Origin of the sequence: Thiosulfatihalobacter marinus, assembly GCF_016019955.1 — a bacterium.
GTDB classification, from domain to species: domain Bacteria; phylum Pseudomonadota; class Alphaproteobacteria; order Rhodobacterales; family Rhodobacteraceae; genus Shimia; species Shimia marinus_A.
Genome location: NZ_JAECRZ010000005.1, coordinates 190944 through 216219 on the forward strand (window position 1 = coordinate 190944; position 25276 = coordinate 216219).

24 protein-coding genes are annotated in these 25276 nt (G+C 64.6%); 10 read left to right on the forward strand and 14 right to left on the reverse strand.

Annotated elements, in window-relative coordinates; all coding sequences use genetic code 11:
* Window positions 1-616: 616 nt before the first annotated feature.
* From ccoG to ccoS, 4 genes are read left to right on the forward strand one after another with little or no spacing between them, the layout of a single operon-like run.
* Window positions 617-2044, forward strand: a complete 1428-nt coding sequence (gene ccoG / locus I3253_RS09980) for a cytochrome c oxidase accessory protein CcoG (protein WP_332255710.1) — start codon at window positions 617-619, stop codon at window positions 2042-2044.
* The gene (locus I3253_RS09985) at window positions 2044-2505 is read left to right on the forward strand and encodes a FixH family protein (protein WP_197917507.1); all 462 of its coding nucleotides are present in this window, start codon (window positions 2044-2046) and stop codon (window positions 2503-2505) included. Before ccoG ends, I3253_RS09985 begins: the two co-directional genes overlap by 1 nt.
* Before the next feature lie 3 nt (window positions 2506-2508).
* Window positions 2509-4695 carry a heavy metal translocating P-type ATPase gene (locus I3253_RS09990; RefSeq protein WP_197917508.1) on the forward strand — a complete coding sequence of 729 codons (2187 nt, stop codon included), beginning with the start codon at window positions 2509-2511 and terminating at the stop codon, window positions 4693-4695.
* Window positions 4696-4703: 8 nt separating this feature from the next.
* Window positions 4704-4862, forward strand: a complete 159-nt coding sequence (ccoS, locus tag I3253_RS09995) for a cbb3-type cytochrome oxidase assembly protein CcoS (RefSeq protein WP_197917509.1) — start codon at window positions 4704-4706, stop codon at window positions 4860-4862.
* A gap of 95 nt (window positions 4863-4957) precedes the next feature.
* On the opposite strand, the gene hemF is transcribed toward ccoS, so the two are convergent.
* The 4 genes from hemF to clpS are packed head-to-tail and all read right to left on the reverse strand — an operon-like array spanning window position 4958 to window position 8069.
* Window positions 4958-5851 carry an oxygen-dependent coproporphyrinogen oxidase gene (gene hemF, locus I3253_RS10000; protein WP_197917510.1) on the reverse strand — a complete coding sequence of 298 codons (894 nt, stop codon included), beginning with the start codon at window positions 5849-5851 and terminating at the stop codon, window positions 4958-4960.
* Between the two features lie 19 nt (window positions 5852-5870).
* Complete coding sequence (locus I3253_RS10005) at window positions 5871-6671, reverse strand: SDR family NAD(P)-dependent oxidoreductase (protein ID WP_197917511.1); 801 nt, start codon at window positions 6669-6671, stop codon at window positions 5871-5873.
* Window positions 6672-6703: 32 nt separating this feature from the next.
* Window positions 6704-7699, reverse strand: coding sequence for a class I SAM-dependent methyltransferase (locus I3253_RS10010; protein WP_197917512.1), 996 nt, complete (start codon window positions 7697-7699; stop codon window positions 6704-6706).
* A 28-nt stretch (window positions 7700-7727) separates the two neighbouring features.
* Complete coding sequence (gene clpS / locus I3253_RS10015; RefSeq protein WP_197917513.1) at window positions 7728-8069, reverse strand: ATP-dependent Clp protease adapter ClpS; 342 nt, start codon at window positions 8067-8069, stop codon at window positions 7728-7730.
* A 97-nt stretch (window positions 8070-8166) separates the two neighbouring features.
* Here clpS and I3253_RS10020 point away from each other — a divergent pair, with 97 nt between their 5' ends.
* Window positions 8167-8868, forward strand: coding sequence for an HAD family hydrolase (locus tag I3253_RS10020; RefSeq protein ID WP_197917514.1), 702 nt, complete (start codon window positions 8167-8169; stop codon window positions 8866-8868).
* A gap of 246 nt (window positions 8869-9114) precedes the next feature.
* Window positions 9115-10425, forward strand: coding sequence for a D-alanyl-D-alanine carboxypeptidase family protein (locus I3253_RS10025; protein WP_232237113.1), 1311 nt, complete (start codon window positions 9115-9117; stop codon window positions 10423-10425).
* Window positions 10426-10505: 80 nt separating this feature from the next.
* Here the strand turns inward: I3253_RS10025 and I3253_RS10030 are convergent, their stop codons facing one another.
* Both I3253_RS10030 and hemC read right to left on the reverse strand, forming a co-directional pair.
* Window positions 10506-11075 carry a hypothetical protein gene (locus I3253_RS10030; RefSeq protein ID WP_197917516.1) on the reverse strand — a complete coding sequence of 190 codons (570 nt, stop codon included), beginning with the start codon at window positions 11073-11075 and terminating at the stop codon, window positions 10506-10508.
* A 106-nt stretch (window positions 11076-11181) separates the two neighbouring features.
* Window positions 11182-12141, reverse strand: a complete 960-nt coding sequence (gene hemC, locus I3253_RS10035) for a hydroxymethylbilane synthase (protein WP_197917517.1) — start codon at window positions 12139-12141, stop codon at window positions 11182-11184.
* Between the two features lie 196 nt (window positions 12142-12337).
* On the opposite strand from hemC, the gene hemE reads away from it, so the two are divergent.
* Window positions 12338-13372, forward strand: coding sequence for a uroporphyrinogen decarboxylase (gene hemE, locus I3253_RS10040; protein WP_197917518.1), 1035 nt, complete (start codon window positions 12338-12340; stop codon window positions 13370-13372).
* Window positions 13373-13554: 182 nt separating this feature from the next.
* Here hemE and I3253_RS10045 read toward each other — a convergent pair whose 3' ends face one another.
* From I3253_RS10045 to I3253_RS10080, 8 genes are all read right to left on the reverse strand, one after another.
* On the reverse strand, window positions 13555-14634 hold the full coding sequence (locus I3253_RS10045; protein WP_197917519.1) for a CaiB/BaiF CoA transferase family protein: 1080 nt from the start codon (window positions 14632-14634) through the stop codon (window positions 13555-13557).
* A gap of 11 nt (window positions 14635-14645) precedes the next feature.
* On the reverse strand, window positions 14646-15470 hold the full coding sequence (locus I3253_RS10050; protein ID WP_197917520.1) for an SDR family NAD(P)-dependent oxidoreductase: 825 nt from the start codon (window positions 15468-15470) through the stop codon (window positions 14646-14648).
* 171 nt (window positions 15471-15641) lie between these two features.
* Window positions 15642-16790 carry an acyl-CoA dehydrogenase family protein gene (locus tag I3253_RS10055; RefSeq protein WP_197917521.1) on the reverse strand — a complete coding sequence of 383 codons (1149 nt, stop codon included), beginning with the start codon at window positions 16788-16790 and terminating at the stop codon, window positions 15642-15644.
* Window positions 16791-16792: 2 nt separating this feature from the next.
* The gene (locus I3253_RS10060) at window positions 16793-17218 is read right to left on the reverse strand and encodes a MaoC family dehydratase (protein ID WP_197917522.1); all 426 of its coding nucleotides are present in this window, start codon (window positions 17216-17218) and stop codon (window positions 16793-16795) included.
* Window positions 17215-17694, reverse strand: coding sequence for an FAS1-like dehydratase domain-containing protein (locus I3253_RS10065; RefSeq protein ID WP_197917523.1), 480 nt, complete (start codon window positions 17692-17694; stop codon window positions 17215-17217). Before I3253_RS10065 ends, I3253_RS10060 begins: the two co-directional genes overlap by 4 nt.
* Before the next feature lie 4 nt (window positions 17695-17698).
* Window positions 17699-18883: a lipid-transfer protein gene (locus tag I3253_RS10070; protein WP_197917524.1), complete on the reverse strand. Its 1185-nt coding sequence runs from the start codon at window positions 18881-18883 to the stop codon at window positions 17699-17701.
* A 112-nt stretch (window positions 18884-18995) separates the two neighbouring features.
* Window positions 18996-21575, reverse strand: coding sequence for a PAS domain-containing hybrid sensor histidine kinase/response regulator (locus I3253_RS10075; RefSeq protein ID WP_197917525.1), 2580 nt, complete (start codon window positions 21573-21575; stop codon window positions 18996-18998).
* Window positions 21576-21647: 72 nt separating this feature from the next.
* A complete protein-coding gene (locus I3253_RS10080; RefSeq protein WP_232272138.1) occupies window positions 21648-22169 on the reverse strand; it encodes a molybdopterin-dependent oxidoreductase in 522 nt (173 codons plus the stop codon).
* Window positions 22170-22406: 237 nt separating this feature from the next.
* Between I3253_RS10080 and I3253_RS10085 the strand changes: the two genes are divergently transcribed.
* The 3 genes from I3253_RS10085 (at window position 22407) to I3253_RS20705 (ending at window position 25154) form a co-directional block, all read left to right on the forward strand.
* A complete protein-coding gene (locus I3253_RS10085; protein ID WP_197917526.1) occupies window positions 22407-23021 on the forward strand; it encodes a response regulator transcription factor in 615 nt (204 codons plus the stop codon).
* A gap of 101 nt (window positions 23022-23122) precedes the next feature.
* Window positions 23123-23902, forward strand: coding sequence for a DUF2092 domain-containing protein (locus I3253_RS10090; protein WP_197917527.1), 780 nt, complete (start codon window positions 23123-23125; stop codon window positions 23900-23902).
* 652 nt (window positions 23903-24554) lie between these two features.
* A complete protein-coding gene (locus I3253_RS20705) occupies window positions 24555-25154 on the forward strand; it encodes a peptidoglycan-binding domain-containing protein (RefSeq protein WP_197917528.1) in 600 nt (199 codons plus the stop codon).
* The last annotated feature ends 122 nt before the right edge of the window (window positions 25155-25276 follow it).

A 25276-nucleotide genomic window follows, 5' to 3' on the forward strand; every position in this document is an offset into this window, starting at 1 on the left:
TGCGCCACTGGCGCGGGAACAGCAAGAAAGCAGGGATTTTGAACGCGCGGGGGCCGGCCCGGTCGCTTTGCGGCAATCGCGCGATGGCAGGGCCAGGGGGGCAACGATTGGCGCACGGGGCAAAAGATGTGCGCGATATGCCTTTAATAATAAGGCGAAAATCGCGGTTTTTCCGGTCAGACTTGACAGAGATCAAGGGAAACCCGGATGAATCGGCGCAGTATCAACGCCAACGGAGCCAAACCGGGGTTGCCCCCGGGGTTCTGAGAGAAACCCCTGTTGCTGGTGCAGATGGGGTCATAGGTATCGGTCTTCCCGTCCTGTTCGCGCGTTTCCTGGGAAGGCCGGTACCTTTTTCATTTTCCGCGCCCTTGCTGACGTTTTCCCCTGTTTGTCGTATCGGGAGTCTTGCGACACTGACGAAAGGTAATTTGTGGGCCGTTCCAGTCCGCGCGCACCGGTCACGGCGGCGATTTGGCCTGGAATGGCGATGCAGGGCAGGCGGGGTGCGACAAGAAACCTATATCGGAGATGCTTAATTTGATACAGGTCAAAGTCCCGAAGAGATAAGATTGAGACAAGACCCCTACCCATTCCCCAGGACGAGAGCGATTCCGTGAGCAGCAATCCCGAGCCATCCCTGTACGCGGCGCGCGAGCCGGTTTTTCCCAAACGTGTGAAAGGCAAGTTCCGCAACCTGAAATGGTACATCATGGCGATCACGCTGGGCATCTATTACCTGACGCCCTGGATACGCTGGGATCGCGGGCCAAGCCTGCCGGATCAGGCGGTGCTGGTGGATCTGGCCAATCGCCGGTTTTTCTTTTTCATGATCGAGATATGGCCGCATGAATTCTATTTCGTGGCCGGGTTGCTGATCATGGCGGGGCTGGGGCTGTTCCTGTTTACTTCGGCGCTGGGGCGGGTGTGGTGCGGCTATGCCTGTCCGCAGACGGTGTGGACGGACCTGTTCATCCTTGTCGAACGATGGATCGAGGGCGACCGAAACGCGCGTCTGCGCCTGCATCGCCAGAAGAAATGGGATTTGCGCAAGCTGCGGCTGCGCCTGACCAAGATGATCGTTTGGCTGTTCATCGGTCTCGCCACCGGCGGGGCATGGGTGTTCTATTTCACCGACGCGCCGGCGCTGTTGCAGGATCTGTTGAACGGGACCGCGCATTCGATCGCCTATACGACGATCGCGGTTCTGACCTTTACCACAGTGTTTTTCGGCGCCATCGCGCGCGAACAGATCTGTATCTATGCCTGTCCCTGGCCGCGGATTCAGGCCGCGATGATGGATGAAGAGACCCTGACCGTGGGCTATCGCCACTGGCGGGGCGAGCCGCGCGGCAAGGGCAAGCGCACCGCCGACAGCGAACTGGGCGATTGCATCGATTGCATGGCCTGCGTGAACGTGTGTCCGGTGGGGATCGATATTCGCGACGGGCAGCAGATGGAGTGCATCACCTGCGCGCTGTGCATCGACGCCTGTGACGAGATGATGGAGAAGGTGGGCAAGCCGCGAGGCCTGGTCGACTATCTGGCGGTCGGAGACGAGGCGCACGAGACGGCGGGCAACGCGCCGCGCAGCATCTGGAAGCACCATTTCCTGCGCCCGCGTACGCTGCTTTATACCGGGCTTTGGTCGCTGGTGGGCGTGTTTCTGGTGGTGGCGCTGTTCATGCGCTCGGATATCGACGTGACGGTGGCGCCGGTGCGCAACCCGACATATGTGACATTGGCGGACGGATCGATCCGCAATACATACGAGGTGCGGCTGCGCAACAAGCAGGGCGAAGTGCGCCCCTTCCGTGTGACCGCGCGTGGCGATCCGGTGCTGCGGATCGAGCTGGAGGGTACGCCCTATGAAACCGTCAACGTGCCGGCGGACCAGATCAGATTGCAGCGGGTTTACGTGATCGCGCCCAAGGGATCCGCCCCGGCGGAGAGCGCCCGGACCGATATTCGTATCTGGGTGGAAGATATCAGCAACGGGGATCGCGTTTACAAGAACACGGTCTTCAACGGAAGGAACAACTGATGGCCGAACGCGAGTTCACAGGGCGCCACGCGCTGATGGTATTTGTTGGCGGATTTGGCGTGATCATCGCCGTCAACCTGGCGCTGGCCTGGAATGCGATCAGCACGTTTCCGGGGCTGGAAGTAAAGAATTCCTATACCGCCAGCCAACAGTTCGACCTGCGCCGCGATTCGCAGGATGCGCTGGGCTGGAATGTGTCGGCCAGCGCCGGGGACGGGCAGGTGATCCTGTCGATCCGGGACGCGAATGGCGCCCCGGTCGAGGTGACGCGGCTGTATGCGGTGGTGGGGCGTCCGACCCACGAGCGCGACGACGTGGAGCCGGCGTTTGCATTTGACGGCACGGCCTATGTTGCGCCGGTGGCGCTGGAGCCGGGCAACTGGAGCGTCCGGGTGAGCGCCACGGCCAGCGACGGCACGGATTTCACGCGCCGCATCATGTTGCTGGTGAAAAAGGGCTGAACCATGACGGCGGCGATGCGTCCGACGATCTCGGCCTGTCCGGCCTGTGACGCAGCCCCGGCGGCCGAGGCGCTGGCCGAACGCGCCGCGCAGAAGGAGGCGCAGCTGGCCCTGTCGGTGCCCGGCGTGCATTGCGCATTGTGCATCACCACGGTGGAAGATGCGCTGACGCGCCACCCCGGCGTCAGGTCCGCGCGGGTGAACCTGACGCTGAAACGGGCCACGGTGGAGGCCGCGCCGGAGGTGGAGGCCGACGCGCTGGTCGGGGTGCTGGAGGGGATCGGCTATGAGGCGCACGAGCTGGACGCGGGCACGCTGAGCGCGACGCAGACCGACAAGGCGGGGCGTGACCTGTTGATGCGGCTGGCGGTGGCGGGGTTCGCGACGATGAACGTGATGCTGTTGTCGATCTCGGTCTGGTCCGGGGCCGAGGCGGCGACGCGCGACATGTTTCACTGGATCTCGGCGGCGATCGCGTTGCCGACGATCGTGTTTTCTGGGCGCCCGTTCTTCGTAAGCGCCTGGGGCGCGCTGAAGCACCGCCGGCTGAATATGGATGTCCCGATCGTGCTGGCCATCGTGCTGGCGCTGGCGACATCGCTGTGGGAAACCTCGCTGAGCGGGGAATACGCTTATTTCGACGCGGCGCTGGCGCTGGTGTTCTTTTTGCTGGCGGGGCGCTATCTGGATTATCGCACGCGCGCGGTGGCGCGTTCGGCGGCCGAGGAGCTGGCGGCGCTGGAAGTGCCGCGCGCGGTGCGGTTGCGCGACGGTGCGGAGGAAACCGTGCAGGTCAGCGCGCTGGTGGCGGGCGATCTGGTGCTGGTGCGCCCGGGCGGGCGGATGCCGGTGGACGGGGAGATCGTCGAGGGGCAATCCGAGCTGGACCGGTCGCTGCTGACCGGGGAAACGGTGCCCGTTTTCGCCGGGCCGGGGCTGGGCGTGAGCGCGGGCGAAGTGAACCTGACCGGGCCGCTGGTGGTGCGGGCGACGGCGGTGGGCGAGGAAACCAGCCTGCATCGCATGGCCGATCTGGTGGCAATCGCGGAATCGGGCCGGTCGAATTATACCTCGCTGGCGGACAAGGCGGCCAGGCTGTATGCGCCCGGCGTGCATATCCTGTCGGCGCTGAGCTTTGTGGGCTGGTATCTTTATACCTGGGACATGCGCACGGCGCTGAATATCGCGGCGGCGGTGCTGATCATCACCTGCCCCTGCGCGCTGGGCCTTGCGGTGCCGGCGGTGACGACGGCGGCCTCGGGGCGATTGTTCCGCAAGGGCATGTTGATCAAGCACGCGACGGCGCTGGAGCGGCTGGCGCAGGTGGATGTGGTGGTGTTCGACAAGACCGGCACCCTGACGGCGGGCACGCCGGACCTGATCAATCTGGAGGATTTTTCGCCCGAAGAGCTGAGCGTGGCGCTGGCGCTGGCGCAGGGGTCGTCGCACCCGCTGAGCCAGGCGTTGAGCGCGGCGGCGCAAGGCGCGGGCGTGCGCCCGGCGGCGCTGAGCGGGATCGAGGAAGTTCCGGGATATGGCACGCAGGGGCGTCTGGATGGCGCGCTGGTGCGGCTGGGCCGGGCAAGCTGGGTGGGCGCGGCGCCGCTGGCGCAGACGGCGGCGTTCCTGTCGCTGGGCGAGGGTGCGCCACGGGCGTTCCGGTTCGCGGATTCGCTGCGTCCCGGCGCAGAGGCGGCGGTGGCGGCGCTGAAGGCGGATGGCAAGGACGTGCTGTTGATGTCAGGCGATACGGCGGGTGCTGTCGAGGCGCTGGCCGGCCGGCTGGGGATCACGCATTGGGTGGCCGAGGCGCTGCCCGAGGACAAGGCCGCGAAGGTGCAGGCGCTGGCCGATGAGGGGCGACATGTGCTGATGGTGGGCGACGGGCTGAACGACACGGCGGCACTGGCCTCGGCGCATGTGTCGATTTCGCCGGCCTCGGCGCTGGATGCGGCGCGGGTGGCTTCGGATATCGTGCTGCTGGGGGGCGACCTGGAGCCGATTGCAGAGGCCCTGAGCACGGCGCGGTCGGCCACGAAACGTATCCGCGAGAATTTCCGTATCGCGACAGTGTATAATATCGTGGCCGTGCCGCTGGCGGTGGCCGGTCTGGCCACGCCGCTGATCGCGGCCTTGGCCATGTCGCTGAGTTCCATTACCGTATCGCTGAACGCGCTGCGCCTGAGGTAGAGACCACCATGCAGATCCTGGCTTATCTGATCCCGATTTCCCTGCTGCTGGGCGGCGTGGGCCTGTTGGCCTTTGTCTATACGGTGAAGACCAACCAGTATGACGACCCCGAGGGGGATGCCCGGCGCATCCTGTCGGGGCAGTATGACGACAAGCCCAAAACGTGATCACGCGCCGGGGGGCGGGCATCGCGGTGCAAGGCGCGCGGCTTGCCTGAATGGCCTTGACCGGCCCAAATCCGCTTGGCCCAGATCCACTTGGCTCAGACCCACTTGGCCATGGGGGGCAGGCTCATCAGCACGGCATTGGCATCGTGCCCGGTTTCCAGGCCGAATTTGGTGCCCCGGTCATAGACCAGATTATATTCGGCATAGAGGCCGCGATGCACCAGCTGGGCGTCTTTTTCGGGCGCACCGAAATCGGCGGTACGGCGTTTTTCCACCAGCGGCAGGTAGGCGGGCAGGAAGGCGCGGCCCACGTCCTGGATAAAGGCGAAATCCGCTTCCCAGTCGCCGGTGTTGTGATCGTCAAGGAAGATGCCGCCCACGCCGCGCGCGCGGTTGCGGTGCGGGACATAAAAATAATCGTCGGCCCAGGCCTTGAAGCGCGGGTAATGCGCGGGGTCGTGCCGGTCGCAGTGATCTTTTTGCACGGCGTGGAAATGGGCGGTGTCCTCGTCATATTCGAGGCAGGGGTTCAGATCCGATCCGCCGCCGAACCACCAGGCATGGGGGGTCCAGAACATGCGGGTATTCATGTGCACGGCGGGGCAATGCGGGTTCTGCATATGCGCCACCAGAGAGATGCCCGAGGCCCAGAAGCGGGGATCGCCCTTCATGCCCGGCAGGCCCTTGCGCGCGGCCATGGCGGCCTGAGCGCGGTCGCCCAGTTCGCCATAGACGGTCGAGATATTGACCCCGACCTTTTCAAAGACGCGCCCACCACGCAGGACCGACATCAGCCCGCCCCCGGCATCCGTGCCGTCGGCGCTGGCGCGGGTGGTTTGGCTGACCTCGAAGCGGCCCGGCGCCTGATCGGCGAAGGGGCCGGTTGCATGGCTGTCCTCGAGCGCCTCGAAGGCGGTGACGATCTGGTCGCGCAGATCGCGGAACCACGCGCTGGCGCGGGCCTTCCGGCTGTCCATCTGGTCTGTCATGAATGCTCCTGTGGGTCGGTTAATGCGCGGGGGCCGTGACCGGATCAAGCAGGGTGCGCCCGCCGTCCAGCGTGAGGATCTGCCCGGTCATGAAGCCGGAACCCTCGGAGGCCAGGAACTGAACCGCGTCGGCCAGTTCACCGGGGGCGGCGATGCGGCCCAGCGGGGTGTGGTGTTCGATCTCGCTGCGGTATTCGCGCCTTTCCTTGAGCGTGTCCTGAAGGCTGGCGGACATGACCGAGCCGAAGGAGACCGCGTTGACCCGGATCCGGTGCGGCGCCAGCGCCACGGCCAGAGAGCGGGTCATCTGATCAAGCGCGGCGGTGGAGACCGAATAGGCCAGCAGATCGGGATGGGTGCGCCGGGCGGCGATGGAGCTGAGATTGACGATCGAGCCAACCTGACCCTCGGTCTGGCCTTCGGCCTGTTTGATCATGCGCCTGGCGGCGATCTGGCTGAGGCGCAGCGCCGTCATCAGGTTCTGTTGCAACATTTGCTCTACAGAGCCGTCATCGGGGTCAAGCGCATCGGTGGGCATCACCTGGCGACAGCCGTTGATCAGGATATCGACCTGATCGAATGCGTCGATCGTGGCCGAGATCAGATTGTTGATGGTCAGCTTTTCGCGCAGATCCCCGGCGAAGTAGCGGATATTGCCTTCTTCGTTCTTGTCGCCCAGTTCTTCGATCAGGCGTTTTTCGTCCATGTCGGCGAACATCACATTGGCGCCGTGATCGGCAAAGTGCCGCCCCAGTGCCAGCCCGATGCCATTGGCCGATCCGGTGATAATGGCGGTTTTACCGGCGATAGAATAAGACATTTGCGATCCCCATCACGCTGTCACGATTCGTGTCACGTTACGCGCTTTGCGCGCTTTGCGCGAGCGGGACGCGCGGCGCAGAGCACCTTGAAGCGGTTGTCGCCCGCCACCTCGTCGACCTTGGCAAAGCGGTCCTGAAGCGCGGCTTCGTAGGGCAGGTGGCGATTGGCGACCATCCAGAGATGACCGCCGGGTGTGAGGATGCGCGCGGCAGTGTCGATAAAGGCCACGCCAAGCGCCGGTTCGGCCCTGCGTCCGGTATGAAAGGGCGGGTTCATCACCACGGTATCGGCCTTGAATGGCGGTGCCCAGGCGGTGGCGTCTTCCCAGTGAAAGGTGGCGCGTGGATCGCGGATATTGGCGCGTGCGCAGGTCAGCGCGACATGATCGGAGTCGACCAGATGCACCGCCTTGACGCGCTCGCGTTCCAGGACGGCGCGCGACAGGAACCCCCAGCCAGCGCCCAGATCGGCCACGACCGGGCCAAGCTTGGACGGCAGGGCGGCGGCCAGCGCGGCCGAGGCCGGATCGATCCCGTCGGCGGAGAACACGCCGGGGCGGGTAACGAAGCCGCCGTCGAGCGTGGTGTCGCCGTGCGGCAGCCAGGCCGAGAAATCGCCGCTGACCGTGAACAGCCTGCCATGCGCCTTGGACAGGGTCAGGCCGATTTCGCCCAGCGGTTTGCACGCCTTGAGCAGGCTGTCGATGCCGTCGGTCTTCTGGCCATCGACCACCACGATGTCGGCCACCGCCCCGGCGCGGGCTACAAGCTCGCGCGCCTGCGCCTTGGCACGGGGCAGGACGACGACGGCCAGCGCATAGGGGCCGTCTTCGGTCAGGCGGGTGTGATAGCCGGCGCGGGCAAACGCGTCGTGATCGGGTTTCATGTGCTGGATCACGTCCACGCGGCCATGGGGCAGGGCGCCCAGATCGTAGCCCGCGGGCGGGGCAAACACGGCGATGCGGCCTTCGGCAGGCACGGACAGGCCGTGGTCCTCGATGGCGAGGGTCAGTCGGGAATGGGACATGTTGCTGGCGTTCCGGCGGGGGGCCGGATCACTCCTTTTCCATGGTGCATTGCAGCGGGTGCTGGTGACGGCGGGCGAAATCCATCACCTGTGTCACCTTGGTTTCGGCAATTTCGTGGCTGAACACCCCGACCACCGCGAGGCCCTTCTTGTGCACGGTCAGCATGATTTCAAACGCTTCGGCATGGGTCATGCCGAAGAACCGTTCGAGAATGTGCACGACGAATTCCATCGGCGTGTAATCGTCGTTCAGCAGCAGCACCTTGTAGAGCGGCGGGCGCTTGGTTCGGGTGCGGGTTTGCAGGGCGACTCCGGCATCGCCGTCATCGCCGTCGGGCGTGTTGGACATGCGCAGGGGGTGCAGGGTCATGCTGGTGGTCATCCGCTTTTTGGCTGTTTTGCGTTCAGTGTTTATATAGCCTGACAAGGGCGCAGGAAAAGGGGCTGTGCACCGGGCGAATGGACACATGACGGCAAATCTTACCACAATCGGCTTTGATGCGGATGATACGCTTTGGCACAACGAGCGGTTCTTTCGCCTGACGCAGGAGCGATTCGCCGCTTTGCTGGCCGATTACGCGCCGCCCGCGCAGCTGGAAGCGCGGCTGCTGGAGGCGGAGCGGCGCAATGTCGGGCATTACGGGTTCGGCATCAAGGGCTTCGTTCTGTCGATGATCGAGACCGCGATCGAAGTGACAGAGGAACGTGTGCCCGCCGCCGTGATCGGTGAACTGATGGCGGCCGGGCGCGAGATGCTGCGCCATCCGATCGAGCTTTTGCCCCATGCGCGCGAGGTGATCGGGATGCTGGCGCCGGACCATCGCCTGGTTCTGATCACCAAGGGCGATCTGCTGGACCAGGAGCGCAAGCTGGCGCAATCGGGGCTGGGTGAGATGTTCGACTGGGTCGAGATCGTGTCCCACAAGACACCCGAGACATATGCCCGTGTCTTTGCACGTCATGGCGATGGCCCGGCGCGCGCCATGATGGTGGGCGATTCGATGCGCTCGGATGTGGTGCCCGCGATTGCCGCGGGGGGGTGGGGCGTGCATGTGCCCCAGGGCCCGGCCTGGGCGCTGGAACAGGCCGATCCGCCTGCGGATACCAGCCGCTTTGTCGCGCTGCCGTCGTTGGCGGATTTGCCGGAACTGGTGCGCGGGATCGGTTGACGCCAAGTCAGCGCGGAGGCGCGCGAACGCACCAGTTGGGGTGCGCGCACCACGTCCCCCAAGATGTGCGATTTCACTTTCGGAAAGTCGGGCAAATCAGCCTGAACAAACACTTTAATCGAAACCGGCCTTGTGATAGCCTCATTTCAAACAAAGATGTCCGACCGGAAAACCGGCGGCAAGAGGCAGATAAAGGGCAGTTCAGTGAAGGCGCCGCGCACAAGGCCGGCCCGCATCGGGCTATTCATGATTACGTTCCTGTGGCTCGCGCTCGGCGTGCCCGTCATCGTGTCCGCGGCACCCTATGCCGCGATGGTGGTGGATGCGCGATCCGGCGAGGTGCTGCATTCGCGCAATGCCGACACCCGGCTGCACCCGGCGTCGCTGACCAAGATGATGACGCTGTATATCGCCTTTGAAGCGGTCAAGAATGGCGAGATTTCGCTGGATACCAAGGTGCGTATCTCCAAGAAAGCGGCCGCGGAGCCACCCTCGAAGCTGGGGCTGGTGGCGGGGCAGCGGATTGCGCTGCGCTATCTGATTCGCGCGGCGGCGGTGAAATCGGCCAACGATGCGGCCACGGCCATCGCCGAGGCGCTGGAAGGGTCAGAGGCGGCCTTTGCCCGCCGGATGAACCGCACCGCCAAGGCGATGGGCATGACCAACACGACGTTCAAGAACGCCAACGGGCTGACCGAGGGCGGGCATTTGTCGACGGCGCGGGACATGACCACGCTGGGCCGGCATCTGTTGTACGACTACCCGCAGTATTACAATCTGTTCTCGCGCCGTTCGACAAGCGCCGGGATCAAGTCGGTCAACAACACCAACCGCCGGCTGCTGGACGCCTATAATGGCGCGGACGGGATCAAGACCGGATATACCCGCGCCGCGGGGTTCAACCTTGTGGCTTCGGCGGAGCGGGGCAACGAGCGGATCATCGCCACGGTTTTCGGCGGGCGTTCCTCGGCATCGCGCAATGCCAAGGTTGCCGAACTGCTGGACCTGGGCTTTCGCCGGGCGCCGACCCGGGTGGCAACGCGCAAACCGTCACCGCCCGATTACAATGGTACACAGGCCCGCAAGGGCAAGACTGTTCGTGTGGCGACGGCGGTAAAGCGGTCGTTGCGGCCGCGCTTGCGGCCAGACACCACCGCGCCGGAAAGCCCGCCTGTGGTTGTTGCCGCGGCCAAGGTGATCGAACACGATATTCAGTCGGCGTTGCTGGAGGCGCAACAGACCGTCGGGGCGGAGATCATCAGCCCCGAACCGGTCGCACCGCCCCAGCCAACGGTGGTGACGCGGCTGTCCACGTCGGGCGGGCGTCAATGGGGGATCAATGTGGGCCGCTATCCCAGCCGATACGCGGCGGAAAAGATGCTGTTGAAGACGGCGCTGGCGGAGATGACGACGCTGGATGGCAGCCTGCGCAAGGTGGTGAAGAACTCGCGCGGCTACGAGGCCAATTTCATGGGGCTGACCGAGGATACCGCGGCTATGGCCTGTCGCCGCCTGCAAGCGCGCAAGATCACCTGTTACACGATCGGGCCGGGCTGAACGCCACCGCCCTGACCGCATGGCGCAGAAAAAATGGCGGGGATGTCCCCGCCATTCGCTTTTGACATGGCTGTGCTGGTTCAGCTTTGTTTGCGGGCCATGCGGATGTCACGGCACAGCAGCCCGTGCAGCATCTCGATCTCGGTATCGGTGCCGCGGATCGCCGTCAGTTCGTTGGGGTTGTTGAAAAAACGGATGCGCAGCGCGGCCATGCCATGGGGCATATCGGTGCGACGCACGTAAATGCTTTTGACCTGGGACAGCGGAACGCGGCGCACGGCCTTGTGGCGGTCCTGGCGGTTGAGGGCCGAAACGACCAGTTCGTTCTTTCTGGGGTCAAACCGGATTTCGCTGCGGTGACCGCGTGTGGCAAAGCTGTAGACCGCCATGCCGATCAGCGCGCTGGCCACCGACATCATGATCTTCGTGGTCATCGGATCGCCCGCAAAGCTGGCGTTTGGGAAGGACCACTGGATCAGCGCCCCCAGCACGATCACGATCCCGACAAAGCGCAAGATGGCCTCGTTGCGCGAGGTGTGGCGGAACTTGCCTGTCGTTTCGCTGACGGCGTAACCGGTTTCAGCGGGCTGGGCGACAAGCGAGTTCCAATTTTCTGCCCCCACGGCTCCAAATCGGACCAAAGCGTTCATGAGTCTGTCCTCTGTTTCCTCATATATCGGGCACAGAGTCGTCGCCAAAAATGGCCAAATCGTGAACTGAATGGTGCGTATCTGGGGTATTAACCTTTTTGCAGGGTCACGTGCGCCAGGCGAAGAAATCCGGGCCGGCCTGTGTCAGCAGATGCGCGGCCATGGCGCGGCCCATTTCGGCGCCGTCCTCGATTGGCGCGGAGCGCGCGTCGGTCAGGCGTTCGGACCCGTCGGGGCGCAGCACTTCGCCGCGCAGGTGCAGCGTTGTGCCCTCCAGTTCGCACAGGCCCGCGATCGGGGTTTCGCAAGAGCCGTCCAGCGCGGCGAGAAAGGCGCGTTCGGCGGCCAGGCGCTGGCCGGTGGGGGTGTCGTGGATCGCTTCGAGCAGGGCGGCGGTGGCGCCGTCATCGGCGCGTCGTTCGATGCCGATGGCGCCCTGAGCCACGGCGGGCAGCATTTCGGTGGAGTCGATGGCGGAGGCGGCGACATGGGCCATGTCCAGCCGGTTCAGCCCGGCCATGGCGAGAAAGGTGCAATCGGCCACGCCATCGCCCAGTTTCTTCAGGCGGGTCTGTACGTTGCCGCGAAATTCCACAACCTTCAGGTCCGGGCGATAATTCAAAAGCTGGGCGCGGCGGCGCAACGAGGAGGTGCCCACGACCGCGCCTTGCGGCAGGTCGGCCAGCGATTTGACATTGGGCGACACAAAGGCGTCGCGCGTGTCTTCGCGGGGCAGGTAGGTGTCCAGCAGCAGCCCGGCGGGCTGATCCACGGGCATGTCCTTCATCGAGTGCACGGCGATGTCGATCGCGCCCGAGAGCAGGTCTTGTTCGATCTCCTTGGTGAAGAGGCCCTTGCCGCCCAGTTCCTTGAGCGGGCGATCCTTTGCGATCAGGCCGGCATCGTCGCCGGTGGTCTTGATCACGACAATGGTGAACGCGTCTTCGGCCAGATCGAAGGCCGTCATGAGGCGGCGGCGGGTTTCTACGGCCTGCGCCAGCGCGAGCGGAGAACCGCGCGTGCCGATCCTGAGGGGCGAGTCGGGGGAGGGGAGGGTCGAAGTCATGATCTTGGTCTAGTCCCGGCGGCCAGGTGTGACAAGCGCAGAAGGGTTGACATCCCGGCCCTGTCGCGTGACCTAGCAGTTAAGTTTGCCCGCCACAGGGGGCGCGTTTCATCCGGGCCAAGAGGCCCGATTTTGGAACGTGATTCCTTGATACATGTCAACGCCTGGGCATGTGGCCGACACTAAGAGGGAACGCATGACTGAGACCAAGAAAATTCTGCGGGCACTGGCCGGCGAAACGCTGGACACACCGCCGATCTGGATGATGCGGCAGGCGGGGCGCTATCTGCCCGAATACCGCGCGACGCGGGCGCAGGCGGGGGATTTCCTGTCCCTGTGTTACAACAGTGAGTTGGCGGCGGAGGTGACGCTGCAACCGATCCGGCGCTACGGGTTCGATGCGGCGATCCTGTTCGCCGATATCCTGCTGCTGCCCCAGGCGCTGGGCGCCGATCTGTGGTTTGTCACCGGCGAGGGCCCGCGCCTGTCGACGATTGAAACGCAGGCGGATTTCGACAGGCTGACCCCGGTTTCGGAAATCGACGCGGTGCTGAGCCCGGTTTACGACACGGTGCGCCTTTTGAGCCGGGAATTGCCGAAAGAAACCACGCTGATCGGATTTGCCGGGATGCCCTGGACGGTGGCGACCTATATGGTGGCGGGGCGTGGGACGCCCGATCAGGGCCCGGCCCATGCGCTCAAGGACAGCAATCCGGCGCTGTTTGATCAGATCATCGATCTGTTGAGCGAGGCGACCGTGGAATACCTGTCCCGCCAGATCGAGGCGGGGGCCGAGGTGGTCAAGCTGTTTGACAGCTGGGCCGGGTCGCTGAAGGGCGACGATTTCGACCGGTATGCGCTGGAACCGGCCCGAAAGATCATTGCGGCGCTCAAGGCGCGGCACCCGGGGGTGCCGGTCATCGCCTTTCCGCGCGGGGCGGGGGCACGCTATGAGGGATTTGCCAGGGCGACCGGCGCGGATTGTGTGGCGCTGGATGACGGCGTGACGCCGGTCTGGGCCGCGGCACATGTGCAGAAGGACGGCTGTGTGCAGGGCAATCTGAAGTCGTCGCATATGGTGACGGGCGGGCAGGCGCTGGTGGATGAGACCCGCAGGATTGTCGATGCGTTCGGCAAGGGGCCGCATATCTTCAATCTGGGCCACGGGATCACCCCGGATGCGGACCCGGAGAATGTGCAGCTGATGATCGATACGGTGCGCGGGCGGTAAAGCGCTACGGGGCCGGGCATCGCATGACCGCGGGTGGGCGATGTGCCGGTTGAGTATGCCGCTTTATGGCGCCTAATCCCGCCGGTCCCGATATCTGGCGATACCTATCCAAATCGCCCATTGGGGCGGTCGGGCGATGCCCGGCGGCAAGCAGGGCTTGCCTTGATTCCGGGCGGCCAATGCTAGTCTTTCAGGTCCGCCAGAATTTCCGCGCTGTGCTCTCCACGATTGGGTGCAGGGCGCGGGGTGTGTACATCTCCGTCAAACCGAGGGGCGGGGGCGGCTTGCAGCACGCCGCCTGGGCTTTGCCAGGTGTGACGTTCGATCATGTGCGGGCTGTGGGCGGATTCTTCGGGCGACAGTACGACGGCGACGCAGGCGTCAGAGCCGGTAAAGAGCGTATCCCAGTGAATTCGCGGCTCGGCGGAAAAGATCGCGGACAGGCGCGCGGTGAGTTCGGGCCAGCGCGACTTGTCCATCTGGTGCTGAAAGTCGGGATCATCGGACAGCCCCATCAGGCGCAGGAATTCGGCGTAGAATTGCGGTTCCAGGCATTGCACGGATATGAAACCGTCATCGGCGCAGGCATAGCTGCGGCTCCAGTGCGGGCCGTCCAGCAGGCTTTGGCCGCGTGCCGGAGACAGGCCGCCGGCCTGGCGGATGGCCATGAGCAGGGTCATCATATGGGCCGACCCGTCCACGATGGCCGCATCCACCACGGTGCCGCGCCCGGTGGCGCGGGCGTTGAGAATGCCCGCCAGAAGGCCCACGACGAGATAAAGCGCGCCGCCGCCGATATCGCCCACGAGGGTGGCGGGGGTGACCGGGGGCTGGCCGGGTTCGGAGGCGTAATAAAGCGCGCCGGATTGGGCAATGTAGTTGAGATCATGCCCGGCGGTTTGTGCACGCGGTCCGGTCTGGCCCCAGCCGGTCATGCGGCCATAGACCAGCGCGGGGTTGTCGGCGTGGCAGGGTTCGGGGCCAAGGCCCAGCCGCTCCATCACACCGGGGCGGAAACCTTCGATCAGGGCATCGGCGCCGGCGATCAGCCGGCGGGCGGTTTGCAGGTCGTCCGGGTCTTTGAGATCGAGCGCGATCGAGCGTTTGCCCCGGTCAAGCACGCTGGCCTCGGCGGTGACGGGACCGCCCTTGCCCTTGCGGTGGATGGTGATCACGTCGGCGCCCAGATCGGCCAGGGTCATGGCGGCAAAGGGGCCGGGGCCGAGGCCTTCGATTTCGATGATGCGGATACCGTTGAGCATGTGAGTTTTCCTTAGCCGAGCGTGAAGCCGCCGCCCACAGTCAGCACCTGACCGGAGACATAATTCGATTCCGGTATGCAGAAGAGATAGACCCCGCCTGCCGCCTCTTCCGGGGTGCCGCCGCGCCCCATCGGGACCATGGCGGCAAAGCCGCCCGCGACCTTGGTGGGGATACCGATGCCCACCTCGTTGCCATCCACGGTGATGGTTTTCTTTTCATCGGTGGCTTCGGTCAGGCGGGTTTCGATATAGCCGAAGGCAACGCAGTTCACGCAGACCTTGGAGCGCCCCCATTCCTTGGCCATGGTTTTGGTCAGGCCGACAATGGCCGCTTTGGCGGAGGAATAATTGGCCTGTCCGACATTGCCGCCAAGACCGGCGACCGACGAGATATTGACCACCTTGCGGAAGACTTCGCGACCCTCTTCTGCCTCTTGTTTGGCAGCGCCCTTGATGAAACCGGAGGCCGCCCGCAGGATGCGGAACGGGGCTTTGACATGCACGTCCAACATGGCATCGAACTGGTCATCGCTCATGTGGCCAATCATGCTGTCCCATGTGTAGCCGGCATTGTTGACGATGATGTCCACCGCGTTCCATTTCTCGATGCCTGCGCCGATGAAGCGTTCGGCAAAGCCGTCCTCGGTGACAGAGCCGGGCACGGAAATGGCATGGCCGCCTGCGGCGGTGATTTCCTCGACCACGGCCATGGCGGGCGCGTCTTCGAGATCGTTGACGACCACGTTGGCGCCTTCGGAGGCGAGTTTCAGGGCGACGGCGCGGCCGATGCCATTGCCCGCGCCGGTGACATAGGCGGTTTTGCCTGTGAGTTTCATTTTGATTCCTTCCAGAGGCTCAGACGGGCAGCGCCTGCCTGGGTAGGCGCTTGGGTGTTGCAGTAGATCAAGTTACGCCCAGCATGTAGCAAGTGACTTGCCCGCACCCGGACAGGTTCAAAGCGCCTGCCGAGGGGCAGGCAGGCGCTGCCCGTCTGTGCCGGGCGTTTTTCATGCCACATCCAGCGAGCGGGCGATCACCTCTTTCATGATCTCGTTGGTGCCGCCATAGATCTTTTGCACGCGGGCATCGGTGTAAAGTTCCGAGATCGGGTATTCGGACATGTAGCCATAGCCGCCGAACAGTTGCAGGCATTCGTCGATCACCTCGCATTGGGTCTGTGTGCCCCACCATTTGACCATCGCGGCCTTTTCGGCGGTCAGCCTGCCCTGTTCGAGTTCGGCAAGGCATTGGTCACAGAAGGCGGCAAGCAATTCGATCTTGGTGGCGGCTTCGGCCAGCTTGAAGCGGGTGTTCTGGAAATCCATGATACGCTGGCCAAAGGCCTTGCGTTCCTTGACGTAGTCCAGCGTCAGATCCAGCGCGCATTGTGCCGATCCCAGCGCCATGAAGCCCAGGATGAGCCGTTCCCACGGGAGCTGTTTCATCAACTGGATGAAACCAAGCCCCTCTTCGCTGCCCAGAAGGTTGGTGAGCGGCACGCGCACATCCTCAAAGGCAAGTTCGGCGGTGTCGTTGCGCTTCATGCCCATCTTTTCCAAGCGGCGCCCGACGGAGAAACCTTCCAGCCCGTCTGTTTCCACGATAATCAGCGACACGCCCCGGCCCTTGGCCCCGGGATCGGTCTTGGCGACCAGCACGATCAGATCCGCGGTGGCGCCATTGGTGATGAAGGTCTTGGAGCCGTTGATCAGGTATTCGTTGCCGTCCCTGATCGCGGTGGTCTTGACCGCCTGAAGATCGGATCCGGTGCCCGGTTCGGTCATGGCGATCGCGGCGATCTTGTCGCCCGAGGCCAGATCGGGAAGCCAGCGGGCCTTTTGGTCTTCGGTGCCGAAAGCGGTGATGTAATGGGCGGCGATATTGTGCACCGACACGCCCCAGCCGGAATCCCCGGCCTTGGTTTGCTCCAGAAAGGTGACGGCGTCGAAATGGCGCGACAGGCCCAGCCCGCCGTGGTCCTCGGGGAAGGTGGCGCCCAGGATGCCAAGCTCGCCTGCTTTCTTCCAGAGCGTTTTCGGGATCACGCCAGCCTTGGTCCAGGCGTCCTTGTTGGGGGTGATTTCCTCGGCAAAGAAGCGCGCGACAGTGTCTGCAAAGGCGGTGTGGTCTTCGTTCATCCAGAGGTGGTTGGGCATGGTCAGTCTCCTTGGGGGATGCGCACCAGCGCGTCGCCTTTGAGGGTTTGGGTGCCGTCGGCAAGGGTCACCGACAGGCGCAGACGCAGGTGAGGTGCGCCGTCATGTGTCAGGGTCTCGGTCACTTCACCCGTGCAGGTCAGGGTCGCGCCCACGGGGGTGATCGCCGAAAAGCGGGTCGAAAGGCTGGTGACGTTCTCTTGTCCGGCCCAGTCGGTGACAAGGCGGCCCAGCTGGGCCATGGACAACATGCCATGGGCGAATACGTCGTCCATCCCGGCCTTGCGGGCAAAATCGGTGTCGATATGGATCGGGTTGTGATCACCCGAGGCCCCGGCGTAAAGCGCCAGCGCGGTGCGGCTGATCGGGCCGAAGGTAAGCGGCGGGAGGGTATCGCCGATGGTGGCGGTGTGCGGTGTGATACTCATGCCGCCCCCTGGTCCAGCCTGTGGATCAGATCGCGCCGCGCCTCGACCAGAAGGCCGCGATCGGGATGGGTGATGCGCTGGATCAGGGTGGCGATTTCCAGCTTGCCGCCCTTGGCATCCGCGAAACCGGCCACCTCGGTTTCCACGGTCACGGTGTCACCGGCAAACATCGCCCCGTGATAGGCATAGCTTTCGGTGCCGTGCAGCAGATAGCGCGTATCCGCGCCGATCAGGGCGAGTTGGTCCGGATCGCCCCGGCGCAGCAATGCCTTGCCCGCCATGGTGCCGACCACGACCGCATAGGTGGCGGTGGCCATGATGTCGGGATGCCCGGCGGCGCGGGCGGCGGCGATGTCGAAATGGATCGGGTTGGTTTCGCCGATGGTTTCGGCAAAGAAGGTCATCGCGCCGCGCTCCAGCGTGACCGACATGGGCGGGGTGGTTTGCCCTGCCGCGCTGCGATTGAACAGGCCCATGTGGTCAGGCGGCCTGATACAGCGTGACCACGCAGGCGCCGCCAAGGCCCAGATTGTGTTGCAGGGCCGTTCTGGCGCCTTCGACCTGCCGCCGCTGGGCTGTGCCGCGCAATTGATGGGTCAGCTCGTAACATTGCGCCAGCCCGGTCGCGCCAAGCGGGTGGCCCTTGGACAACAGCCCGCCCGACGGGTTGGTCACGTATTTGCCGCCATAGGTGTTGTCGCCATCGGCGATGAATTTCTGCGCCGCGCCTTCGGGACAAAGGCCAAGCGCCTCGTAGGTGATCAGTTCGTTATGGGTGAAACAATCGTGCAGTTCGACCACGTCCACATCCGCGATATCGACGCCGGATTGCTCGACAACCTGTTCGCGCGCGGCCCTGGACATGTCATAGCCGACAAGCTGCATCATGTCGTGGGCCTGGAAGGTCGACGGGTAATCGGTGGTCATGGCCTGCGCGGTGATCTGCACCGTGCTGTCCAGCCCGTGTTTGCGGGCAAAGCTTTCCGAGCACAGGATCGCCGCGGCCCCGCCGCAGGTGGGCGGGCAGGCCATCAGGCGGGTCATGACGCCTTCCCACATCATCGGGGCGGCCATGACCTGTTCCTCGGTCACTTCGGTGTTGAACAGAGCCAGCGGATTGTTGGCCGCGTGGCGGCTGGCCTTGGCGCGGATGCGCGCGAAATCGTTCAGTTCAGTGCCGTATTTCTCCATGTGGGATTTGCCCGCGCCGCCAAAATAGCGCAGCGCCAGCGGCACCTGGGAATTGCCGACAAGCGCGTCGGTTTCGGCATCGAAATCGTCAAACGGGGTGGGACGGTCGGTCCAGTGGCTGCCAAGCGCGCCGGGCTGCATCTGTTCAAAGCCCACCGCAAGCACGCAGTCGGCAATGCCGTGTTCGATGGCCTGGCGGGCCAGGTACAGCGCGGTGGAGCCGGTGGAGCAGTTGTTGTTCACATTGACGATCGGGATGCCTGTCATGCCGACATGATAGAGCGCCTTCTGTCCCGAGGTGCTGTCGCCATAGACATAGCCGGCATAGGCCTGCTGGATCTGGTCATAGGACAGCCCGGCATCGGTCAGCGCGTCGCGGATCGCGGCGGCGCCCATCCTGTCATAGCTTTCGGATGCGCCGGGCTTGGCGAATTTGATCATGCCGACACCGGCAACAATGGTCTTGGTGGTCATGGAGTCCTCCCCGATTCCGAAATGCGCTGGCCAGAGTATCCGGGGCGCGGGGCGCGGGATCAATCCGTAGGACCACGGGTGACGCCATGTTGCCGCCCGGTTTGACGCAGGGTCACATGCCGGGGGGCTGCGGGTGCAGGGCCGCGCGCGACTCGTCCCACACATTACCGAGCCGCGCGACCTGGGTGTCAAACCCGCGCGTTTCGCCGGTCTTCAGTGCGGTCTCCATCTGCAACAGCGCGTTGCGCAGCCGGTTCAGCCCGAACACGGCTGCGCTGCCGGCGCTCTTGTGACAGCGCGCGGCAAGCACCTTTGCGCGCTCTGGCGCCGGTGGGCCACATACGAGATCGGACAGGAGCGTATCGGTTTCGGTGCAGAACCGGCCAAGCAGCCCGTCAAATACGTCATCGCCCAGCCCCGTCCGGGTGGCGTGCAGGTGCTGTGTGTCGATCAGCGTGGCCGCGTCCGGGCGCGCGGCGGCCGGGGCCGGGGCGCCCGATGAGATGGCTTCGATCAGGTCACGCAGCTGTGTTCCGGTGAGCGGTTTTGCCAGGAAACCGTTCATTCCGGCGCGCTCGATCTCGTGTCGGTCCTGTTGCAGCACATTGGCGGATACCGCGATGATCGGGCTGTCCCTGGAGGCGCCGTCCGAATTGCGAATGTTGCGCGCGGCCTGGAAGCCGTCCATCACCGGCATGGAGATATCCATCAGGATCACGTCGAACCGGTGGTTATGGGCATGGTTCATGCCCGACATGCCATTGGAGGTGCAGGTGACGGTGTGACCATCGCGTCGCAGCATCTGGCAGGTCACGTCGCGGTTGATCTCGTTGTCCTCGACCACGAGGATGTCGAGGGCGCGGGCCGCTGGTGCCGGGCTGTCCGCGCCGTCGGCATCTGTGCCGGGGCGGACGCGCCGGACCGGGAGGCGCAGCCAGAACACGCTGCCCACGCCCAGAGTGCTTTCCACGCCGATTTCACCGCCCATTGCCTCGACGATGCGCCGCGCGATGCCCAGCCCAAGCCCGGTCCCCCCCGTAAGGCGGCCAAAGGACACGTCGCGGGTGACGAAATCCTCGAATACGCGGTGCAGATCGGCCTCGGGGATACCCTGGCCGGTGTCGATCACCCGGATTTCGAGGGTGTCGGAGCGCTGCGTTCCATTCCCGGCGCCGTCCACGGCACCGGACAGTTCCAGCTCGATCTTGACCTGCCCGCGCGGCGTGAATTTCAGCGCGTTGCCCAGAAGGTTGAGCAGCACCTGTTCCAGCGCCGCGGGATCGAGGCGCAGCCAGGGCGCGGGCGGGCCGACCCAATGCCAGTCAAGCGTGGTGGCGTTGTGATCGGCCAGGCCGGTCTGGCCGTCGATCACGTTCTGGACGAGGTTGGACAGGTTGGTGGGGCGCGGGGTGATTTCGGCCTTGCCAGCCTCGAACCGGGCCAGATCCAGCACGCTGTCGACATGGCGCATCAGTACCTTGCCCGAGATGTCCATGTTGCGAACGAACTGGCCCTGTTCCGGCGTCAGATCGCTGCCCTGCAACAGGGCGAGGTTGCCCAGTAGGCCGTTCAGGGGGGTTCGGATTTCGTGGCTCATGACGGTGAGAAAGCTGGCCTTTGCCTGTTCGCCGGCCAGCGCCCTGTCGCGGGCCTGGACAAGTTCCTTTTCATCGGCAACCCGGCGGGAAATGTCGCGCAGGAAGGCAACCAGCAGATCGTCTTTACCGTCAAAGGCCGACTGGATCGCGATTTCCACCGGAAAGACCGTGCCATCAGCGCGCGTGGCGTCCAACTGGACCCGGCCATGGCCGACGATCGGGGCCTCGGGTTCGGAGCCGCCGGGAGCCGTGCGGCCGAAGTCGAACTCGCGCAGGCTTTCGGGGGCAAAGAACACGTCAATCCGGTGTCGGCGGGCCTCGGCGGCGTCCATGCCGAAAATGCGCTGTGCCGCTTCGTTGAATTCCAGAACCTGGCCATCGCGATCGGTCACGATCACGCCGTCCAGCGAAGTGGCCAGGATCGTGTTCATGCGCTGGTTGAGCCGTGCAAGCGCCGCCCCGCGGTCGCGGGTCTGGCGATAAATGCCAAGCATGTAGATCACCAGCCCGACCAGCGCCGCAACCAGCAGGATGGCCAGTACCGCGAGGCGGATCAGCGTATCGGCCACGTCTTCGCGGCGCGCGTCGGATTGACCGGCAAAATGACCAAGCGCAACCACGGCCAGCTTGCGCACATCAAGGCGCAGATCGCTGGCTTGCCGGACCAGATCGGGCAGGGCCGCGCGCAGCCGGTCGTCGGGCCCGTCCATCAGGGGAACCGTGTCATCGAGAAACCGTTGCGTCGCGTTGAGCGAGCCGCGAAAATTGCGCTCTGCGACGATCTGATGCAGGAAAGGCGAGCCGTAGAGCGTTTGTACCCGGTTGAAGAGGATGTCGAATTCCAGCCGGACCCGTTCGAGATCCGGTGTGCCGGTGGTCGTGGCCAGAATCACCGCGTTGGTGAATTCCAGCATTTCAACTTCCATCTGCGACAAAGTCCACTGGACGTTTTCGGAACTGGCCGACGCAAGGCGGCGCAGATTGCTGCGCACCTCGATTGACAGCAGCACCGCCAGAACCAGCAGCACGGCGGCAAACCCGGCCAGCACGGCGCCAAAACGGCGGGGGCGGGTCAGGTCGCGTACGCGCGACATCAGACCGGCGCGCCGGAAACAGGGGAAGGGCAGGGCAATCGGCGTAGGGGCAGGGCGATCATGCGCCAGAGCCTATTCGAGCACGTCGAGCCTGTCGAGTTGCCAGACGCTGCGGGAATAAACCACCTCTGTGCGGTAGTGGTCAGAGGAATCGTAGGGATAGACAATCCACAACGGCCCCTTGTCGCGGCGCGGCATGGGCTGGCCGTCCATGGCGTAGGCGATGATGGGGACATTCGGTTCCAGTTCGGACACGTCGAATTCGGCCAGATAATCGTTGATCGCCCAGGCGTCGACAGTGCTGCCCGAGATCCCCAGTTCCTGGAGCAGCACTGCCAGCGGTACACCCGTGAACTCGTGGACCCCTTCGGTCCACAAGGTCGTTGTCGAGAAGCTTTGCGCCGGTAGGGCGCGCAGCATCTCCATGTCGAACCGGGCCGTGTCCCCCGAGTTTGTCACGCTTATCTTGCCTGACACGGTCAGTACGACGCGCCCGGTTGGTTCAACCAAGGCACCCTCCGCCAGAGCGGCGGTCGTGAGTGGTAGCATGAGGCCGACGATCAGGGCGGAAATTGCCCGTCTCAACTTGCGCATCTGCTCGGGTTCCTCATCTCTTACATCGCCAATCTTGCACATATGTAGCAGATCCGGGAACCGCGCAAAGGGATAATGCCCTAGCCGAAAGGATAGGTTTTTTGCATGACCCTACGGCAGCGACTGGTCTATACTGGGGCTGCGCCAGGATCCCGCCGGACCGGTTGTCCTGTATTTTGGGGTTGATCACGCGCTGCGTTGGTGGATTAGTGCCGCGTGTATTCGAGGTGAATCGATTTGAAAATTCTGATTGCCGACGACCATGATTTGTTGCGTGATACGCTGGTGGCCTTTGTCGAGGCAGCCGGAGGGATCGAGACTCATACCGCCCCCGATCTGGACAGCGCGCTTGCATTGATCGAGCGGGAGGCACCGTTTGACCTGGTGCTGCTGGATTACAACATGCCCGGAATGAACGGGCTGAACGGCCTGCGCCAGGCCCTGGCGCAGAAGGGCGCGCCGCATGTGGCGCTGATTTCAGGCGAGGCCAGCCGGGCGGTGGCAGAGGCGGCGCTGGATGCGGGGGCGTCGGGTTTCGTGCCCAAGACCCTGCCCGCGAAGTCGTTGGTCAACGCCATTCGGTTCATGGCCGCGGGCGAACAATACGTCCCGCCCGAGTTCATGGCGGGCGCGGATGAACCGGCAGACCATCCGCTGGCCAGGTCGTTGACGGCCCGCGAAATGCAGGTGTTGCAGGGTTTGACCGAGGGCAAGTCCAACAAGGAAATTGCCCGCGACCTGAACCTGTCGGAGCCGACGATCAAGCTGCATGTGCGCACGCTGTATCGCAAGATCGGGGTATCCAACCGCACGCAGGCTGCGCTGATCGCGCGCGAGCAGGGGCTGTTCTGAGAAACGCGCGCCAAAAGGCATCCGGTATTTGGATAGCGATTTCGGAGTTATGCCTTAAAGTGAGCCCATCTGATTGAGATTTTTCGGTTCGGGGGGATTTGATGAAGCGATTTGAAGTGATGGGCCTGTGTGCCGTTGTGGCCGGTTTGACGGGCCTGACACCGGCCCTGGCACAGGACGATTCGCGGTTGTCTGCGCGGGCGGTCGAGCTGGTCGAGGTGGCCACGGCAAATATCGCGCAGGCCGGGGAGATTTCGGTCAGCTGGTTCGTGTCCTTTGACCAGGTGGTGGACGGGCGCGAGATTGTCACCCACATCCGCAGCGGCGATGCGCTTCTGGCGCGGGGGCGGGGCTATTATGCCTATGCCGAGCAGGAGAGCGGCGCGCGCGAGTTCTTTTACGACGGCGCGACGCTGACGGTGAACCTTGTGGACCGGGACGCCTATGTCAGCGCGCCGTTTGTCGGTACATTCGAGCAATTGGCCGAGCGGGTGGCCGCGGAATATGACACGGCCTTGCCGATCTGGCAGGTGTTGGTTGATAACGCGGCGGATCAGTTTCTGGGAGATGTCACCGACGCCGCCTATCTGGGGCAAAAGCGCGTCGCGGGACAGAACGTGCATCACGTGGCGCTGTCCGGCTATGATCTGGATTTGCAGATGTGGATCAGCGTGAGCGAGCCGGCGGTGCCGGTGATGATCGTGGGCACCAACCCGTATGAACAGGGCTGGCCACAATTCCGCGCCTATTTCACGAACTGGGATTTCGCACCCGAGATCGAGGAGGGCACCTTCACTTATGTGCCCGGCGAAGAGACGTCGCGGCTGAGCTGGCCCAAGCGGGAGACCGAGGCGATCCCGCAGGCAGAGGGGGGGGAATGACATGAAACGGATATTTGTCTGGCTGTTGTCCTTTGCCATCGCCTTTACCCAGGGGCCGGTGGTGTTCATTGGCGGGGTTGGCGGGGTTGATATGGCCTTTGCACGGGGTGGCAATCCCGGTGCGCGGGGCGGGTTTTCCAACCGCCCGGCGGCCCGCCCAAGCGGCGCCCGCACGCGACCCACGGCGCGCCCCGCCCCAAGGCCCAGCACGCGACCGGCCACCCGGCCCGCGCCCAGGCCCAGCGCGCGCCCCAGTACCCGGCCGGCACCGAAACCGGTGACGCGGCCCAGCCCGCCCGCCGGAAATCGCCCGTCCACTCGGCCCGCGCGCCCGCCCGAGGCACAATTGCCCGGTTCGGGCAACCGGCCCACGACGCGGCCGGTCAATCCGCGTCCGCCGGGGGCAAGGCCTCCCGGGTCGCGCCCTCCCGGATCCCGGCCACCGGGGTCGCGCCCGCCGGGAATGCGTCCGCCCGGCTCGCGCCCGCCCGGCGCACGCCCACCGGGGAACCGTCCGCCCGGATGGCGCCCGCCGGGACATCGCCCGCCGGGATGGCGCCCGCCGCACAACCGACCGCCCTATCCGCGCCCGCCGCATCCGAGTTGGGGCCGGTATTATTGGTACCCGAGCTGGGGCTGGTATTTTACCGCCGTGGTGGTTGGATCAACGCTGGTTTACGTGACTTCGCTGCCCGAGGATGACAATTGCCAGAAGGTGCAGGAGGATGGCGAAACACTGTATCTGTGCGACGGCGTTCTTTACCGCGCGACCTATTATCAGGACGAGCAGGTTTACGAGATCGTGTCGGATGCCGAGGAAGAGGCCGCCGCCGAACCGACCAGCGTGATCGGGCTGGGGCTGACCTCGCCGATGACACGCGGCCAGGTGGTGCGCGACTTGCAGAACCAGCTGGTGGAGCTGGGGTATGACGTGGGCAGTGTGGATGGCGTGTTCGGGTTGGCCACCGAAGCGGCGATCCTGTGGGTCCAGTACGATAACGGGCTGGAGCAGACCGGGTTCGTGGATCGCGCCACGGCCGAGGTGCTGGGCTATGACGTGCCTCCGGCACCACCCCCGACGGAGGGGAGCGACGACGGCGCGACCGGGGCCACCACCGAAGAGGCCCCGCAGACCGAGGATGACCCCGCCGTCACAGGCGACGCGGCCACGGATGCGACGGCCGCGCCTGACGCCACGGCGGAGACCGCCGGGGAAGACAGCGGCGCAGAGACCGGCAGCGGATCGGACTGATCCCGCCGCCGCGTGACAAGCCTGACCGGCGCCCGCATCGGGCGCCGGTTTCTTTTGTGCAACGCCGCGTCGCAAATTCCGGGGTGACGGCAAAAAAGGCTGGCGCGCGGGCAGGAGAGCAG

Coding starts and splice junctions, on each gene's coding strand:
- I3253_RS09985 (WP_197917507.1), top strand. CDS start 2,044: ATGGCCGAACGCGAGTTCACAGGGCGCCACGCGCTGATGGTATTTGTT.
- I3253_RS09990 (WP_197917508.1), top strand. CDS start 2,509: ATGACGGCGGCGATGCGTCCGACGATCTCGGCCTGTCCGGCCTGTGAC.
- ccoS (WP_197917509.1), top strand. CDS start 4,704: ATGCAGATCCTGGCTTATCTGATCCCGATTTCCCTGCTGCTGGGCGGC.
- hemF (WP_197917510.1), bottom strand. CDS start 5,851: ATGACAGACCAGATGGACAGCCGGAAGGCCCGCGCCAGCGCGTGGTTC.
- I3253_RS10005 (WP_197917511.1), bottom strand. CDS start 6,671: ATGTCTTATTCTATCGCCGGTAAAACCGCCATTATCACCGGATCGGCC.
- I3253_RS10010 (WP_197917512.1), bottom strand. CDS start 7,699: ATGTCCCATTCCCGACTGACCCTCGCCATCGAGGACCACGGCCTGTCC.
- clpS (WP_197917513.1), bottom strand. CDS start 8,069: ATGACCCTGCACCCCCTGCGCATGTCCAACACGCCCGACGGCGATGAC.
- I3253_RS10020 (WP_197917514.1), top strand. CDS start 8,167: ATGACGGCAAATCTTACCACAATCGGCTTTGATGCGGATGATACGCTT.
- I3253_RS10025 (WP_232237113.1), top strand. CDS start 9,115: ATGATTACGTTCCTGTGGCTCGCGCTCGGCGTGCCCGTCATCGTGTCC.
- I3253_RS10030 (WP_197917516.1), bottom strand. CDS start 11,075: ATGAACGCTTTGGTCCGATTTGGAGCCGTGGGGGCAGAAAATTGGAAC.
- hemC (WP_197917517.1), bottom strand. CDS start 12,141: ATGACTTCGACCCTCCCCTCCCCCGACTCGCCCCTCAGGATCGGCACG.
- hemE (WP_197917518.1), top strand. CDS start 12,338: ATGACTGAGACCAAGAAAATTCTGCGGGCACTGGCCGGCGAAACGCTG.
- I3253_RS10045 (WP_197917519.1), bottom strand. CDS start 14,634: ATGCTCAACGGTATCCGCATCATCGAAATCGAAGGCCTCGGCCCCGGC.
- I3253_RS10050 (WP_197917520.1), bottom strand. CDS start 15,470: ATGAAACTCACAGGCAAAACCGCCTATGTCACCGGCGCGGGCAATGGC.
- I3253_RS10055 (WP_197917521.1), bottom strand. CDS start 16,790: ATGCCCAACCACCTCTGGATGAACGAAGACCACACCGCCTTTGCAGAC.
- I3253_RS10060 (WP_197917522.1), bottom strand. CDS start 17,218: ATGAGTATCACACCGCACACCGCCACCATCGGCGATACCCTCCCGCCG.
- I3253_RS10065 (WP_197917523.1), bottom strand. CDS start 17,694: ATGGGCCTGTTCAATCGCAGCGCGGCAGGGCAAACCACCCCGCCCATG.
- I3253_RS10070 (WP_197917524.1), bottom strand. CDS start 18,883: ATGACCACCAAGACCATTGTTGCCGGTGTCGGCATGATCAAATTCGCC.
- I3253_RS10075 (WP_197917525.1), bottom strand. CDS start 21,575: ATGTCGCGCGTACGCGACCTGACCCGCCCCCGCCGTTTTGGCGCCGTG.
- I3253_RS10080 (WP_232272138.1), bottom strand. CDS start 22,169: ATGCGCAAGTTGAGACGGGCAATTTCCGCCCTGATCGTCGGCCTCATG.
- I3253_RS10090 (WP_197917527.1), top strand. CDS start 23,123: ATGAAGCGATTTGAAGTGATGGGCCTGTGTGCCGTTGTGGCCGGTTTG.